This is a genomic window from Actinomadura sp. BRA 177 (assembly GCF_013372625.1).
GTDB lineage: Bacteria > Actinomycetota > Actinomycetes > Streptosporangiales > Streptosporangiaceae > Spirillospora.
On the sequence record NZ_JABXFD010000134.1, the window covers coordinates 1 to 15,324 of the forward strand.

Sequence of the window (15,324 nt, forward strand, 5' to 3'; positions counted from 1 at the left end):
TGTTCGTCATGTTATTGTATTGTTGTTTTTTTGTTTTCCAGTCAGATGCCGCATTGCGCGATAGGTTACCGTTTCTTGGGCGCGGAGATGTGTATAGGAGCCGGGGCCGTCCGGGCGCTGTTCGGTCCGGCACCGCGCCCCCCGCGAACTGCGGGTCCGGCTCGTGGCGTAGCAGCTGGCTGTGCAGCGCCGGGACGGCCTCGGCCTGCTCGGTGACCTGGGAGACCCCGGCGCCCGCCGCGTCCGGGGACCCGCCGGTCATGCGGTGCAGGGCGGCGGTCACGACCTCCCGGACCAGGGAGTCGCGCAGCGGTTCGACGGTCGCTGCGAGCCACGGGTAGACGCGGCCCGTCCCGACCGCGCCGGCCGCGTACAGGCCGGCCAGGGCGGCGAGCCAGCCGAGACCCGCGAGGGGGCGGCCGGACAGGAACCCGCGGTCGATGGCGCGCGCCAGCAGCAGGCCCGAGGCGAACACCGGCAGGCTCTCCAGCGCCGACCAGGCGGCGAGCCGGCGCAGCGCCGGCCACTGCCCCCGGATGTGGCGGTGCAGCAGCCGCGCCGCGGGCGGGGCCGTCACGGGCCCGCCACCTTCTCGGACGCGGGCAGCGCCGCGAACACGGCGCGGTAGGCGGGGTCGGGCCACAGGTCGGCGTGGGCGGCGAGGGCCCGCACTCGGCCGCCGTCGAGCCAGGCCACGAGGTCGGCGCGGGCGGCCGTGGCGGGGCGGCGCGCCACCACCAGGCTGGTGCGGCCCGCGAGGATCCGCTGGAGCGCGCGGGTCACCCGCAGCTCCGTGGCGGTGTCGAGGCTGCTGGTGGCGTCATCCAGCACGATGATCCGCGCGTCGCCGAGGGCGGCCCGGGCCAGGCCGAGGCGCTGTAGCTCGCCGCCGGACAGCGGGGCGCGGTCGAGCGGGGTGTCGTAGCCGTCCGGCAGCGCCCGGATGAAGGCGTCGGCGTCGGCGGCCCGCGCGGCGCGGCGGACCTCGGCGCGGGTCGCGTCCGGGCGCGCGTAGGCGATCGTGTCGTGCACGGTGGCGCCGAGGAGGGCGGGCCGCTCGAAGGCGTAGGCGACGGCGCGCCGGAGCCGGGGGAGCGGGACGGCGGCGACCGGGACGCCGTCGAGCTCGACGGTGCCCTCGTCGGGGTCGAGCAGCCGCCCGATCAGGGACACGAGCACGCTCTTGCCCGTCCCGGAGGCGCCGGCGACCGCGACGGCGGCGCCGGGCGGCACGTCGAGGTCGATGCGGTCCAGGACGGTCCGGCCGCCGGTCCGGACGGTGACGCCGCGCAGCCGGAGCCGGCCCGGCCCGTCCGGCAGCGGCACCGGGCGGGCGGGTTCCCGCACCGCCGGGGCGGCCGCCAGGATCTCGTCGATCCGGCCCGCACCGACCTGGCAGTTGAGCAGCGCGACGACGGTGTCGAACAGGGACGCGGAGGCGACGGCCATGGCGGCGTAGGACACGGCCGCCACGAGCTGCCCGGTGGTGATGTCGCCGGTGGACAGCCGGATCCCGGCGACGCCGACGACCAGCACCTGCGTGAGGGGGGCGAGCAGCGCGAGGCGCCGGCTCACCCGGCCCTGCGCCTCCCACGTCTCCCGGCCGGCCCGGCGCAGCCCGGGAAGCGGCGCGAGGACGCGGCGGGCCTCGGCCGCCACGGTGCCGCTCGCCCGGATCGTCCGGATGCCCTGCCGGGCGTCCAGCAGCCGGGTCGCGATCGCGGCCTGGCACGCCTGGTAGGGCGCGAACGGCTCGGTGGCCCGGACGACGAAGACGCGCAGCGCCGCGGCGAGCGGCGGAATCCCGGCCGCGAACGCGGCGGCGAGCCACCAGTCGATCATGGCGAGCGCGACCGCCGCGCCCGCCGTGGTCGCGACGCCGGCCGCCGCCGTCAGCAACAGGACGGGGAAGGCCGCGGGCCCGGAGGCGCTCTCGGTGAGCCGGGAGAGCACGTCCCCGGTGGGGAAGCGCCGCTGCCCGGACGGTCCGAGCGCCAGTACCCGGCCGAGCAGCCGGTGCCGGAGCCAGGCGGTGATGTCGCTGCCGCAGTACGCGCCGAGCACGTCCTCGCCGGTGTCGGCGAGGACCGCCGCGGCCAGGACGGCCGCCAGCCGCGCCGTGGCCGCGCCGAGATGCTCCTGGGTGCGGGCGGCGTCGACGGCCCCGGCCAGCATGAGCGGCGTGGCCACGGTCGCGGCGACCCGGATCGCGGTGAGCGCCGCCAGCAGGCACAGGCGCGGCCGGAACAGCCGCATCGCCTCGCGCAGCCGTCGCCTGCCCCCGGCGCGCAGCGCGGCGGGCGTGCCGGGCTCGGCTGCTGTCCGGACCACCCTCGTCGGCTCCGTCCGTCGTCGGCGTGCGTCATCTAGACTCGGGGATGGGTCCGGTCACGGACCGGCTCGCGCCGGCCCGTGACCGGGGTTCTGCGGTCCGGGATGCGATCAGGGGTCCCGGGGGCCGCATGGGATGGTGCGGATCAGGCGCACGAGATGCCGACGCACACCGAGTTCAGCAGCGTGAGCAGGCCGACGCACGCACAGGTGCCGCTGAGCTGGATCCCCTCGATCTCGATGGGGTCCGTCTCCGGCAGCTCCTGCAGAGCGGCCACGAGGTCGCCTTCGAACGCGTCCATGTGATGTCACCTCCTTTCCTGGTCTGGTAGGGAGATCCGCCCCGCCGCGAGGCAGAAGCGGACCACCGCTTCACGCAGGACCGGTGACCAGGCCTGGACGACGCCGTTGTGGTCGTCGTCGGCCTCCAGGTAGTCGAAGTCGACTCCTTCGGTCCTGCCGAGTTCGAGTAGCCGGGCGCGCAGCGCCCTGGACTGGGCCACCGGGACGACCTCGTCCCGGACGCCGTGGGCGATCAGCAGTGGCGCGGTGAGCGCGGCGCACGCGCGCAGCACGTCGCGTCCGTCCCCGGGCGCGCCGGGCGCATCGCAGTGGCTCAGCCGTGCCACGCGGTCCCGGACGGCGCCGGACGCGCCGCCGTGCAGTCCGGCGGCGGAGGTGAAGGGGGCCAGCGCGACGCAGCCCGACCACAGCCGCGGGGCGCGGCAGGCGGCGAGCAGCGCCAGGAAGGCGCCGTAGCTGCCGCCGAGCACGACGGGGCCCGGCAGGCCCGCGGCGGCGCGGTCGCGTCCGATCTCCCGGGCCAGGTGGACGATGTCGTCCAGGTCGGCGCCGCCCCAGTCGCCGATGACCGGCCGCAGGTGCGCCTCGCCGTAGCCGGTGCTGCCCCGCTGGTTGGGGGCGGCGACGGCGACGCCGGCGGCGGCCAGGTGCTGCAAGAGCGGCTCGAAGTCCAGCCGCCAGGACGCCAGCGGGCCGCCGTGCAGGGCGATCACCAGGTGCCGGGCGCGCCGCCATCCGGGGCCGCCGTAGACGATCGTCTCGATCGGCCCCGCCGGGCCCGGCAGGTCGGCGGTGCCGGCGTCCGACCAGCCGACGCCCGCGTCCGTGTCCGCGTCGGGCGCCAGCCACCAGTCGGCGCCGGGTTCGCTGGGCACCGTGGCCAGCGTGGGCGGCCGGTGCGGGGCCGCGTAGCGCAGGTGGATCCGCCCGTCCTCCGCCCAGCGCGCGGGCGGCCACAGCATTCCCGGCGGACCCGGCACCGGGCTGAGGCGGTCCCGGTCCGGCGCGTAGACGGCGAGGCGTTCCGCGGCGCCCCAGGTCTCTCGGACGAGCAGGTTCTCTCCGGCGGCGTCGAAGGTCAGCGGCGTCCGGGGACGCTCGGACCCGTTGAGCGCCTCGGGGAACCGCACGGGCCCGCCGCGCGGGAACCGCAGCCCGATCTGCCCGGTGCCGGGCTGCTGCGCGCCCGGCGAGGTCGTGGTCACGGCGAGGGCGCCGGAGCGCGGGCTGAACGCCGCGATGCGGTCGGTCGTGATGTCGGAGACCGACCAGACCCGCCGCCACGCGCGGTCGCGCAGATCGACGAGGACGCCCTCGGTGCGGTGCGCGGCCGTGGTGCGGTCGAGGGCGAGGGTCCGCCCGCCGTCGACCCAGACGCCGCCTCCCAGCACGCCGGGGATCCGCAGGACCGCCTCCAGTGCCGGCAGCCGCCAGTGCAGCCACCAGATCCGCGAGTACCGCTCGTCCTCGACGGTGACGAGCACGATGGTGCCCGCCGGGCCGGGCGCCGCCAGCAGGAATCCGGCGAGCATCGCCGGGACCGGCCACGAGCGGGTGAACCGCAGGCCCCGGCCGGCGGGCTCCGCCGCGAGGACGGTCCCGTGCCCGGCCGGCTCTCCGTCCGCGCCGGTCGCGGGCCGCAGGACGAGGACGCGGCCGTCGTCCAGCGGCAGCACTCCGCAGCGCCGGTCCAGGCCGTCCACCGCGTGCGTCGCGGCGTCGCCGGTGAGCGTGCTCCGGAGCGGTACGGGCCGCGCCAGCTCCCACCGCTCCAGCGCCACCTCGTCCCCGGTGGCGCGCAGGCAGGCGCCCCAGCCGCCCCGCCCGGAGAAGGCGAACCCGAACCGGGTCGCCACCGGAGGCAGGGCCAGCAGGACCGGCTCGCGTGCGGGTGCGGTCATGACGCCCGCTCCGCCCCGGCGGCCGCGGCGGCCGCCCCACCGGCGAGGCCCACGGGGACGTCGGCAGTCCACAGCCGCGGCGTGCCGTACAGCGCCCGCAGCAGGAAGCCGAGGATGCCGCTCATCCCATCGCCCCAGGTCACCGAGACCTGCCCGAACTCGTCCGGGAACACCGCCCGGCGGCCGCGCTGCGCGCGGTTGGCGAGCACGATCCGGGCGAGCCGCCAGGCGCCGTGCCGGTACTCGCCGTCGCCGGTGAACGCGGCCATGTCGAGCAGGAAGTCCCCGTTGCCGGAGAGCCCGTGGCACTGCCCGAGCGGCGCGCGCCAGCGGTGCTCCAGCACCGACCGCGCGGCCCGTTCCGCGCCCCGCGCGAACCGCGCGTCCCCGGTGGCGTCGGCCAGCCGCACGAGGAAGCCCCCGATCCCGGCGGCGCCGTGGCACCAGTACGGTGCCGTCGGCGCGTCACCGGGACCGGCCCCCCACATCGCCGACCGCTCCGTGCCTGTCGCCTCGTCCAGCAGGTTCTCCCCGGTCGCGGCGGCCAGGGCCAGCAGGTCGGCGCGGCCGGCCGCCCGCGCGCACGCGGTCAGGAAGCAGCCCACCCCGGCGATGCCGTGCGCGAACCCGTAGTACCGGCGCCCGGCGAGCTTCGACTCGTGCTGCGCCGGGGTGCTCCAGGAGAGCTTCCCTGACCGGTCCTCGACCGAGGCGGCCAGCGCGTCGGCGGCGGCGACGGCCCGCTCGGCGTACCGGGCGTGCCCGGTACGGGTCCACAGGTGCAGGGCGGTCAGCCCGATCCCGGACGTCCCGTGGGTGATGGCGGGGGCGTCGACCGCGGGGGGGGGCCGGTCGGCCACGGCCAGGGCGGCGTCCACGAGAGCGGCGTCGTCCAGGGCGAGGCCCGCGGCCAGGACCGCCCACGCCGCCCCGGCGGTGCCGAAGTAGAGCCCTGCCGGCCGCGGCGTGCCGTCCTCCAGCCGGGCCAGGATCCACTGGGCGGTGCGGGCGATCGCGTCCGGGAGGCGGCGGTCGCCGGTGAGCTCGAAGCAGCGGACCAGCGCGCCGAGCGGGCCGGCCGCACCGTGCTGGAGGCTGCACGGGTCCGGTGCCCCGTGGACGCAGGACGCGGGCCACAGCGTGTCGGCGCCCCCGGGGTCCATGGAGTCGAGGAGGTGGTCGGTGATGCCGAGGACGGTCTGCCGGGTCTGCTTGCGCAGCCATCCGGACCGCAGCCGCGGCCGCCCGGCCGGAACCTCCGGCTCGGTGCCGGCGGGCAGCGGCGGGGTGTCTCCGCCGCCCGCCGCGGCAAGCGTCTCGCGCGCCCGCTCCGGGCTCCAGCGGTGCCGCGGGGCGTCGGCCATCAGGCCGAGCAGCAGCGGAACCACGGCGGCGGGCAGGTCCAGGCCCTGGGTGCGCGCGGTCAGCCACTCCGCGAGCCGCTCGGTCACCGACCGCGCGGCGGGATGCTCGTCCAGCAGATAGGGCGGGCCGCCGGTGAGCACATGGCAGAGCGTCGCGCCCAGCGCGAACCGGTCCGCCGCGGGGTCGGGCGCCGCGCCGTCCATCTGCTCGGGCGCCGCGAAGCCGGGTGTTCCCGCGCGCAGCGGGACGTCGTCCGATCCGTCCGCGGTGACGGCCAGCTCCAGGTCGATGAGGACGGGGATGCCGTCCGGGCGGACCATGATGTTGTTCGGGGTGAAGTCGCGCACGATGAGCCCGGCGCCGTGCGCCTTGACCATCAGGTCGGCGAGCCGGACGGCCGTCTCCAGCGCGGGAGCGAGGTGCGGGCCCCAGCCGCGCTCGCCGATCAGGTCCGCCGTCCACTGCCCCAGCGTCGTTCCCGGGACCATCTCCTCCGCCAGGAACAGGTGGCCGCTCTGCGTGAACAGCCGGACCGGCCGCGGCGCGAGCCCGAGGTCCGCGACGGCCTCCAGCGCGCGGGCCTCGGCGCGGAGGAGGTCGCGGGCGTCTCTGCCGTTCTCGCCGGCGGCCACGTGCGGGCGCGCCTCCTTCAGCACGACCGGCTCACCGGTCTCGGTGTCCGTGGCGCGGTAGACGCCGCCCTTGTTGGTGTGCCGGATCGCCTCCCGGACGGCGAAACGCGTCCCGATCAGAATCTCGTTCCGGTCGGACCCGGCGGCGTTCCCGCCGCGCTCGGGGCCGCGTGCCCGGTGTTCGGGAAAGGGACAGGACACCCATGGCGGAGGCGTGTATCTTCCGATGCGCTGATCCTCGACCGGGTTTCCGTCCGGGTCGAGAATCGTCCACGCATAGAACCCGTCGTTGGTGATGCGGCGCTCTTCGATGAACGCGCCGTAACGGTAATGGACGAGGCTGCCCGGCGCGTAGGGGCGGTCCGAGAGAATGCGCGGCCCGGGCAGGCCGGCCGTCGCCCGGTGCAGTTCCAGCGCCAGCCGGACGGCCTCGTCGTCGCTCACCGGGTAGACGGTGAGGAACTTTCCCGAATGGCCGCGCGAGGTGTTGCGCGCGTTCAATGCCGCGACGTGGTCGTGGGTGGCGGCGAACTTGAACGTCGAGCGGGCCGCCAGCAGTACCGGCAGCGCGCGGGCGAGCACCTCCACCGCCGACGCGGGGGTGGCCGACACGTGCAACTTCCATCCCTGAGCTGGGCACTCACCGTCCTCGGGGGCCACATGGCACCACATGCCGGCGCGCCGCGCCCGCCACCGCGCCGGTTCCCCGGCGGCGCCGTGCGCCGCAGCCACCGCCCGGTCGAGGACATCGGCGAGGCGGGTGTCGCCGCTCTCCGCGGGCGCCGCCCCGGACAGGACGCTGAAATGGAAGTCCGCCATGGTGTCTCGTCGCTCTCCCTTCCATCTTTGCCGGCCGGATGAATGCACCCGCCGCGCGATCTTTGTGCTTTTCCTCGGCAATGGTGTCCGGCGGGTACCTGTTGGCTTCCGGCGAACGAGGACACGTTAGCCACGAATCGCCCATGAACGCCAGAGTGGATTTCTTGGTAAGAATGCCCGCCGTGCCGGTAGTAAAGTGTCACCGACGGGTCCTGGTCCGTGTGACGCGTGTGACGGATGCGCGGTATGTCCGGATTTGGCGAGACGGGGATGGGGATTTGTCTACCTTGTCCATGCCATGGATCGTCGGTGACTTTGCCAATTCGGTGTCGAATGAGTTTCGGCTCCCGTCATGGCCGATGGCAGTCATGGAGACCCCTGGCGAGCCGCCGCCCCGATGTGCTAACCGACCGTCTGGAGCGGGCCCGTCACCGTGCGCACTCAGTGATTGTCGGCCCCTGTCCATGGGTACCCTCGCCCCGGCCGGCGCCGACGCCGTGACGGAGAGCGGCCCGCCCTCTTCAAGCGGAGGCGTGGCCGTCGGATCTAACGAGCCCGCGGACGTGCAGTCCGCCTGGTGGAGCTGGGCCGCCGGCTCCCCATCGGGACGCAACCCCGTCGAGGACACCACGGGTGAGTTCTGCGCCGTGGATCAGCCGTCCGATCTCTGGTCCCTGGCCGGGACGTTCGGCGAGTCCGTGACGCGCAACTGCGACATCCCGGCGGGCCGCACACTCGTCGCCCCGGCCGTCAATCAGCGCGGCCCCGAAGAGGACTGCGAGGCCTTCAAGGAGACCGCGACCGGAACCCTGACCCTGGACGGGAAAGAAGTGACCCTCAAGCGGTGGTCGCCCATGCCCATCACGATCACCGGGGTCCCCGGCAACCCGGCCAGCGACGAGGGCTCTGTCCGTGCGTACGGATGCGGCCTCTGGAGCGTCCTCCCACCACTGCCACCCGGCCCGCACAAAGTCGAGATCCGCGGAACCAGCGGCGACTTCCACACCTCGGCAACCTACAACCTGACCGTAGCCCCCTAGCCGACGCCAGCCCCCTACGGGCCGCTCCGCACCTCCGCCCGTCCAGCCACAGGCGGCGCATCCGGTCCGCGAGAGGTATCGTGAGCAGGAGTGCGGCCGTCCGACAAGGCTGTCAAAGCACACTGCCGTGGTATGTCGAAGTTCCTTCCCTTCATATGAGGAGAAGGGGCAATGGAACAACCACTCCCTGCCGTCCAGCGGGTGGACCGCTATGTCCACGAGAGGCGAAGCACCGACCAAAGGCTCGTCGACTGGGCCGTCTACGCCTTCCTGCTTTCATGGGTGACGCTGGGCATCTACACGGTGGTGGTCTTCTACCGCCGGCTGAATCGCACAGATCTCTTCCGGGACCGGCGCCTCCATTATTTCGGCGCCGTCATCGAGGCAACGAGGCAGTACGCTGAGCAAAGCGGCCGCGGCGGCGAGGACATGGAGCAGTTGGACGACCTCCGGCGATACGTCAAGGAGCGCTTCGAGGACGAACACCGGCCGGTCAACGCGGGCTTGTCCGTCTTCCTGGCCTTCATCACCTTCGGGATATACGGCCTCTACGCCTACTATCGCATGATGCGGTTCTGGTGGGAGATCCAGCTCACCGAAGAGGACTTCAACGACAACCTCAGCGATATCTGGCTGCGGCTCGGAATCGTCCGGTACCGCGTGACCTACGAGCCCATCCCGGACCTGCACCGAGGCTTCGGGACGCATCTGTTGCTGACCATCGTCACCCTCGGAATCTATGGGTTCGTGTGGGACTACCAGCTCCACACCGACCCCGAGAAGATGTACCCAGAGGTGCACTCGACCGAGGACACGGTCCTCACCGCTCTCCGCCACGCCGAAACAACGCCGTACGGCGGCCTCGCCGCGGCTTGAGCCCAGGTCCTGAGCGAGTACCGCACACCCAGTGCACGCCGAGAGCGAGGAGCGCGGTGCACTGACCGGTTGAGATCGCCGTTCGTCTTCGTGTTGCTCGGGCAGCACTGCCCCGTTTCACCGAATGGATGTGAAAGTCCGCTCCGGGGTTGCTGAAAGTCAGCGCCAAGCGCTTTCTGGTCGTTGTTCCGGCGTTCCCGGCTTGGCTGCTGACACAGCGCCGGTCGGCCGGACGGGCCGCCTCGTGCTCGCCGCTCGTCCCACGGCGGCGGGCTGCCGTTCCAGGGCGCCAGACGGTGTGTGCGCTGTAGGGAGTCGTGAGTGCCGAACTTGTCACCTCTTGTCCGACCCTCAGGAGATCTTCCCGCCTGGATGAGCAATGGCTTCTTAGAAGAAGTCGGGAATCAGTTGAGGTCGGCGTTGCGCAGCGAACCAGAATGGCGTGCTGCGCCGTGCGGCTCAGTGGCGCGGCGGCTACTGGCGGACGCTGTCGATGGCTTCAGGAGAGAGGATGTTGTCCAGGACCATTGCCGCGCAGCCCTTCAGCCCGGCCTGTTCGCCCAGGCGGCTCGGTTCTATCCGCAAAGTGCGGGTCGCGAGGGCCGTGGACCGCTGGTAGACGACTTCGCGCAGGCCCGCTATCAGGGGTTCGTCGGCGCCCACCAGGTCGCCGCCGAGGACCACCACGGCCGGGTTCAGGAGGTTGACGGCGGTGGCGACGACCTCGCCGATGCGGCGGCCGGCGTCGCGGAGGAGGGCGACGGTCGCCGGGTCGCCGGAGCGGGCCAGGGCGGCGAGGCCGGGGAGGTCGTCGGCGGGGGAGCGGGCCAGGAGGGCGGTGCCGCCGGCGATCGCCTCGACGCAGTTGACGTTGCCGCAGCGGCACGGGGCGTCGGCGGGCGAGGGGATCGGGACGTGGCCGATCTCGCCGGCCGCGCCGAGGGCGCCGCGCTGGATGCGGCCGCCCGCGATGAGGCCCGCGCCGATGCCCGTGGAGACCTTGACGAACAGCAGGTCGTCCACGCCGGGATGGGCCTGGTGCTCGCCGAGGGCGGCGGCGTTGACCTCGTTGTCGAGGTAGGCGGGGACGCCGAAGCGGTCGGAGATCGGGCCGGTGATCTCGACCGCGTCCCAGCGGCCGGCGGCGTGCTCGACGGCGTCGGGGACGCCGAGGCCGGCGCCGCGGATCGAGGACGCGTCGATGCCGGCGGAGGCGAGAAGGGACGTCCACTCGTCGAGCAGGCGGGGGAGGGTCTTGCCGGGGGACGTCTCGGCCGGGGGCCCGTCGGTGCGGGCGAGGACCGTCCCGGCGAGGTCGCAGACGGCGAGCTGGCCGCGGGACTGGCCGAGGTTCGCGACGAGGACCGTCCCGCCGGCGGCGTTGAACTCCAGCCGGGCCGGGGGGCGTCCGCCGGTGGACGGGCCGGTGCTCCGCTCGACCACGAGGCCGCGGGCGATCAGGGACGCCACGCGGGACGCCACCGCGGGACGGGACAGGCCGGTGATGCGGCCCAGGTCGGCGCGGGTGGCGACGCCGTCCTCGCGGATCAGGCTCAGCATGTCGCCGGCCGTCCAGGGACGAGCCGAGCTCCGCTCGTCCTTTTGATGGTGGCGGTTGGCGGGGCGGGGCATCCGGCCAGTCAAGCACGGCCCCGTTCGGGACGTCCAGTTGGCGCAAGCTCCCGACTTTTGTCATTCAAAGTTCATAAGTGGGGTTGAAGGGATGACCTATGTCTCGGTAGCTTGCTGACCGAGAGATCCCCCCTGGTCTGGAGCGTCCCGATGGCCGTACATCCCGTGCTGGAGGCAGTGACCCGGCGCGTCGCCGAGCGGAGCGCCGGAACGCGCGCCGCGTACCTGAGCCGGATCCGGGACGCCCGGTCCGAGGGCCCGGTGCGCACCGGCATGGGCTGCGCGAACCTCGCCCACGGCTTCGCGGCGTGCGGCGTCCAGGACAAGCTGTGGCTCCGGGGCGACGTCACGCCGAACATCGCGATCGTGTCGTCCTACAACGACATGCTCTCGGCGCATCAGCCGCTTCAGGACTACCCGGACATCCTGAAGGGCGCGATCCGCTCGGCGGGCGGCACGGCGCAGTTCGCCGGCGGCGTCCCCGCGATGTGCGACGGCATCACGCAGGGCCGCGCCGGCATGGAGATGTCGCTGTTCAGCCGGGACGTCATCGCGATGGCGACGGCCGTGGCGCTCTCGCACGACATGTTCGACGGCGCGCTGATGCTGGGCGTCTGCGACAAGATCGTCCCCGGGCTGGTGATCGGGGCGCTGTCGTTCGGGCACCTGCCGGTGATCCTGGTGCCGGCCGGGCCGATGGCGTCCGGGCTGCCGAACGGGGAGAAGGCGAAGGTCCGCAAGCGGTTCGCGGCCGGGGAGATCGGGCGGGAGCAGCTCCTCGCCGCCGAGGCCGCGTCCTACCACTCGCCCGGCACGTGCACCTTCTACGGGACGGCCAACTCCAACCAGATGCTCATGGAGGTCATGGGCCTGCACCTGCCGGGGGCCAGCTTCGTCCCGCCGGGCACGAAGCTGCGGGACGCGCTGACCGAGGCGGCCGGGCGCCGCATCCTGAAGCTGACGAACCTGGCGGACGAGTACACGCCGATCGGCGAACTCCTGGACGAGCGCGCGTTCGTCAACGGCATCGTCGCCCTGCTCGCCACCGGCGGCTCTACCAACCACACGCTGCATCTCGTCGCTATGGCCGCGGCGGCGGGCATCGAACTGACCTGGGACGACTTCGACGAGCTGTCCGCGGTGACGCCGCTGCTCACCCGCCTCTACCCGAACGGGACCGCGGACGTGAACCACTTCCACGCGGCGGGCGGCACCGCGTTCCTCATCGGCGAGCTGATCGGCGCCGGGCTCCTCCACGAGGACGCGCGGACGGTCGGCGGCGCCACCCTCGCCGAATACCGCAAGGTTCCGGAGTTCCTGGACGGCCGGGCCGTGTGGCGGGACACCGTCACCGAATCGGGCGATACGGACGTCCTGCGTCCGGTGGCGGAGCCGTTCGACACGCACGGCGGCCTGCGCACCATGCGCGGCAATCTCGGACGGGCGGTCATCAAGGTGTCGGCGGTGCGGCCGGAGCACCGGGTGATCGAGGCGCCGGCCCGCGTGTTCGACTCGCAGGAACGGCTCCAGGAGGCGTTCGCCGCCGGGGAACTGGACCGGGACGTGGTGGCGGTCGTCCGCAACCAGGGCCCGCGCGCCAACGGGATGCCGGAACTGCACCGGCTCACCCCGCCGCTCGGCGTCCTCCAGGACCGCGGCCACCGGGTCGCACTGGTCACGGACGGTCGTATGTCGGGCGCCTCTGGGGCGGTGCCCGCCGCGATCCACGTGTCGCCGGAGGCGGCCGCGGGCGGCCCGCTCGCCCGCGTCCGCGACGGCGACCTCGTCCGGCTCGACGCGGACAAGGGCGTCCTGGAGGTCCTCGTCCCGGACGAGGAGTTCGCCGCCCGCGAGCCCGCCGCCGGGACGTCCGAACAGACCTACGGCACCGGCCGCGAGCTTTTCCAGGCCTTCCGCAACGCTGTGGGCCCGGCCGAGCGCGGCGCAGGAGTCTTCGCATGAGCGCGGTGAACCCAGGGGAGCGGGGGGTCGTCTCCCCACAAGAAACACCCATGAGCGCAGCGGAGCAGGGGATCGTCCCCGCACAAGAAGCACACGCGAATGCAACGACCCCGGGGGCGGTCATCCCGCCGCAGCTAACACGCGCGAGCGCAGCCGACCAGGGCGCGCGCTCCTCACAGGGGACACGTGCGAGCACAGCCGATCAGGGCGTGCAGGGCGCCGTCTCTCCACAGGAGACACGTGCGGGCGGGGTTTGGCTGGTTGCGGACGTCGGCGGGACGAATGCGCGGTTTGCGCTGGTGGACGGTCCGGACGGTGTCCCGTCCAATGTCCAGTCCCTTCCCACCCGCGACTATCCCGGCCTTGCCGAGGCCGCCGCCGCGTACCTGGAGAAGAGCGGCGTGCGTCCGTCCGCCGCGTGCCTGGCCGTGGCGGGGCCGACCGCCGGCGGGACGTTCCACCTGACCAACGCGGGCTGGCCGAAGGGCACCGTCGAAGCGGTGCGCGCCCACCTCGGCGTGCCCCACCTCGACATCATCAACGACTTCGAGGCCCTGGCGCTCGCCCTCCCGCGCCTCACCGCGGACGACCTGATCGTGATCGGCGAGCGGGCCCCGGCCGCCGGCGCGCCGGTCGCGGTGGTCGGTCCCGGCACGGGCCTCGGCGTCGCCGGACTCGTCCCGACACCGTCCGGCTGGGTGCCGGTGCCCGGCGAGGGCGGCCAGGTCGACGTCCCGGCCGCGACCGACCGGGAGATCGAGGTGACCCGGCTGCTCCGCGCCGAGAAGGGCGCCGTGCCCGCCGAATACCTGCTTTCCGGCGCTGGCCTCGCCCGCGTCCACCGGTACCTGGCGGCGCTCGACGGCGAACCCGCCGAGGAACTGACCGCCAAGCAGATCTGCGAACGCCGCGACGACCCGCGCTGCGACGAGGCGGTGCGCATGTTCTGCGCGCTGCTCGGGTCGCTCGCCGGCAACGTCGCCCTCACGTTCGGCGCCCGCGGAGGCGTCTATCTCGGCGGCGGGATCCTGCCGCGCATCGTGGACGTGCTGCGGGACAGCGCGTTCCGCGCCCGCTTCGAGGGGAAGCCTCCCGTCGAGGACTACGTGCGCGCCATCCCGACCGCGCTGATCGTCCACCCCGGCCCGGCCCTGGTCGGCGCCGCCGTCAGGCTCGCGCAGAGCCTCCCCGACCTGGAGCACGCATGATCGCCGACGACCTGCTCGACCTCGCGCCCGTCATCCCCGTCGTGGTGCTGGACGACGCCGAGGCCGCCGTCCCGCTCGCCCGCGCCCTGGTCGAGGGCGGCCTCCCGGTGATCGAGGTGACGCTGCGCACCCCGTCCGCGCTGGCGGCGATCACCCGGATCGCCGCCGAGGTCCCGGACGCGGTGGTCGGCGCCGGCACGGTCGTCCGGCCCGAGGACGCGGAGCGGTCCGCCGCAGCCGGGGCGAAGTTCCTGGTCAGCCCCGGCTGCACGGCCCGGCTCCAGGCGGCGATGGTCGCGACCGGGCTGCCGTTCCTGCCGGGCGTCGCGACCGCGTCGGAGGCGATCGCGCTGCTGGAGGACGGCATCACGGCGATGAAGTTCTTCCCCGCCGAGGCCGCCGGCGGCACCGCCTACCTGAAGTCGCTCGGCGGGCCGCTCCCGCAGATCCGGTTCTGCCCGACCGGCGGCATCAGCCCGCGGAACGCCGAAGAGTACCTCGCGCTGAAGAACGTCGGCTGCGTCGGCGGATCCTGGCTGACCCCGGTGGACGCCGTCCGCGACGGCGACTGGAACCTCGTCCGCGAACTCGCCGCCGAAGCGGCCGCCCTGCGGTGATGTCACGTCCGGGGGCGGGTATCCCGTCTCCTGGATATGAACACCACAACGACGCTTGAGAGCTGGAAGAAGCAGAAGACGTTCCTGCTGACGTCCTACCGCAAGGACGGGACGCCGGTCGGCACGCCGGTCAACGTGGTCGTGCGCGGCGACCACGCCTACTTCCGCACCTACGACAAGGCGTTCAAGTCGAAGCGGCTGGCGCGCAACCCCCAGGTGGACATCGCGCCGAGCACCTTCCGGGGCAAGGTCACCGGCCCGGAGGCGCACGGGCGCGTCCGGCTGCTCACCGAGGAGGAATCACAGCCCATCCGCCACCTGCTCGCCCGCAAGCACCCGCTCCTGCAGGGCTTCGCGGTACCGCTCCTCCACCGAATGAAGCACTACCGAACCCTCCACTACGAGGTAACCCTCGCCTAGCCCAGTGTGAGCGGGGTTCCGGCCGCGCCGGTCGCCGGGGCAGTGTGAAGGACGGCGTGCTTGCGGGCAGGGCCCGTGGTGCTGGATGGTCACTTTCGCCTGGCCCGGGTGTGCGCAGGGGACCGGCCGCTGGTCGCCGGGGCTGTCAGGCTCGGGTGGGACCGTGGGGGCAAGGGCCGGCGGTTAGGCCTGTCCGTTATACCACACTGCAGCCGCCG

General features: G+C 73.6%; 11 protein-coding genes and 1 pseudogene. 6 read left to right on the top strand and 6 right to left on the bottom strand.

The annotated features are described in order from the left end of the window. The 5 genes and pseudogenes from HUX53_RS03695 to lanL form a co-directional block, all read right to left on the bottom strand. Positions 1-577, bottom strand: a pseudogene (locus HUX53_RS03695) (hypothetical protein); the annotation flags it as partial. Beyond that, positions 574-2,331 carry an ABC transporter ATP-binding protein gene (locus HUX53_RS03700; protein ID WP_176401758.1) on the bottom strand — a complete coding sequence of 586 codons (1,758 nt, stop codon included), beginning with the start codon at positions 2,329-2,331 and terminating at the stop codon, positions 574-576. The gene HUX53_RS03700 and the pseudogene HUX53_RS03695, both read right to left, overlap by 4 nt. Before the next feature lie 146 nt (positions 2,332-2,477). Beyond that, positions 2,478-2,633, bottom strand: a complete 156-nt coding sequence (locus tag HUX53_RS03705) for a VenA family class IV lanthipeptide (protein ID WP_176401759.1) — start codon at positions 2,631-2,633, stop codon at positions 2,478-2,480. Between the two features lie 6 nt (positions 2,634-2,639). Beyond that, positions 2,640-4,535 (bottom strand): alpha/beta fold hydrolase, encoded by a 1,896-nt coding sequence (locus HUX53_RS03710; RefSeq protein WP_176401760.1) that lies wholly within the window; start codon positions 4,533-4,535, stop codon positions 2,640-2,642. Beyond that, positions 4,532-7,351, bottom strand: a complete 2,820-nt coding sequence (lanL, locus tag HUX53_RS03715; RefSeq protein ID WP_217919049.1) for a class IV lanthionine synthetase LanL — start codon at positions 7,349-7,351, stop codon at positions 4,532-4,534. Before lanL ends, HUX53_RS03710 begins: the two co-directional genes overlap by 4 nt. Before the next feature lie 533 nt (positions 7,352-7,884). Between lanL and HUX53_RS03720 the strand changes: the two genes are divergently transcribed. Both HUX53_RS03720 and HUX53_RS03725 read left to right on the top strand, forming a co-directional pair. Then, positions 7,885-8,391 (top strand): signal protein, encoded by a 507-nt coding sequence (locus tag HUX53_RS03720; protein ID WP_176401761.1) that lies wholly within the window; start codon positions 7,885-7,887, stop codon positions 8,389-8,391. A 171-nt stretch (positions 8,392-8,562) separates the two neighbouring features. Then, positions 8,563-9,267 carry a DUF4234 domain-containing protein gene (locus tag HUX53_RS03725; protein WP_176401762.1) on the top strand — a complete coding sequence of 235 codons (705 nt, stop codon included), beginning with the start codon at positions 8,563-8,565 and terminating at the stop codon, positions 9,265-9,267. Positions 9,268-9,741: 474 nt separating this feature from the next. Here the strand turns inward: HUX53_RS03725 and HUX53_RS03730 are convergent, their stop codons facing one another. Beyond that, positions 9,742-10,827 carry an ROK family transcriptional regulator gene (locus HUX53_RS03730; RefSeq protein ID WP_309237032.1) on the bottom strand — a complete coding sequence of 362 codons (1,086 nt, stop codon included), beginning with the start codon at positions 10,825-10,827 and terminating at the stop codon, positions 9,742-9,744. 222 nt (positions 10,828-11,049) lie between these two features. Here HUX53_RS03730 and edd point away from each other — a divergent pair, with 222 nt between their 5' ends. The 4 genes from edd to HUX53_RS03750 all read left to right on the top strand — a co-directional run bounded on the left by edd (position 11,050) and on the right by HUX53_RS03750 (position 15,106). Further along, the gene (gene edd / locus HUX53_RS03735) at positions 11,050-12,861 is read left to right on the top strand and encodes a phosphogluconate dehydratase (protein ID WP_176401764.1); all 1,812 of its coding nucleotides are present in this window, start codon (positions 11,050-11,052) and stop codon (positions 12,859-12,861) included. A gap of 209 nt (positions 12,862-13,070) precedes the next feature. Next, positions 13,071-14,069 carry a glucokinase gene (glk, locus tag HUX53_RS03740; RefSeq protein WP_309237033.1) on the top strand — a complete coding sequence of 333 codons (999 nt, stop codon included), beginning with the start codon at positions 13,071-13,073 and terminating at the stop codon, positions 14,067-14,069. Continuing rightward, a complete protein-coding gene (eda, locus tag HUX53_RS03745) occupies positions 14,066-14,686 on the top strand; it encodes a bifunctional 4-hydroxy-2-oxoglutarate aldolase/2-dehydro-3-deoxy-phosphogluconate aldolase (protein ID WP_176401766.1) in 621 nt (206 codons plus the stop codon). Before glk ends, eda begins: the two co-directional genes overlap by 4 nt. Before the next feature lie 36 nt (positions 14,687-14,722). Then, positions 14,723-15,106, top strand: a complete 384-nt coding sequence (locus HUX53_RS03750; RefSeq protein ID WP_176401767.1) for a PPOX class F420-dependent oxidoreductase — start codon at positions 14,723-14,725, stop codon at positions 15,104-15,106. Positions 15,107-15,324 lie beyond the last annotated feature (218 nt).

Bases quoted from the DNA above. Each gene is read 5' to 3' on its own strand.
- HUX53_RS03710 (WP_176401760.1), bottom strand. From the start codon at position 4,535: ATGACCGCACCCGCACGCGAGCCGGTCCTGCTGGCCCTGCCTCCGGTG.
- eda (WP_176401766.1), top strand. From the start codon at position 14,066: ATGATCGCCGACGACCTGCTCGACCTCGCGCCCGTCATCCCCGTCGTG.
- HUX53_RS03725 (WP_176401762.1), top strand. From the start codon at position 8,563: ATGGAACAACCACTCCCTGCCGTCCAGCGGGTGGACCGCTATGTCCAC.
- HUX53_RS03730 (WP_309237032.1), bottom strand. From the start codon at position 10,827: ATGCTGAGCCTGATCCGCGAGGACGGCGTCGCCACCCGCGCCGACCTG.
- HUX53_RS03705 (WP_176401759.1), bottom strand. From the start codon at position 2,633: ATGGACGCGTTCGAAGGCGACCTCGTGGCCGCTCTGCAGGAGCTGCCG.
- edd (WP_176401764.1), top strand. From the start codon at position 11,050: ATGGCCGTACATCCCGTGCTGGAGGCAGTGACCCGGCGCGTCGCCGAG.
- lanL (WP_217919049.1), bottom strand. From the start codon at position 7,351: ATGGCGGACTTCCATTTCAGCGTCCTGTCCGGGGCGGCGCCCGCGGAG.
- HUX53_RS03750 (WP_176401767.1), top strand. From the start codon at position 14,723: ATGAACACCACAACGACGCTTGAGAGCTGGAAGAAGCAGAAGACGTTC.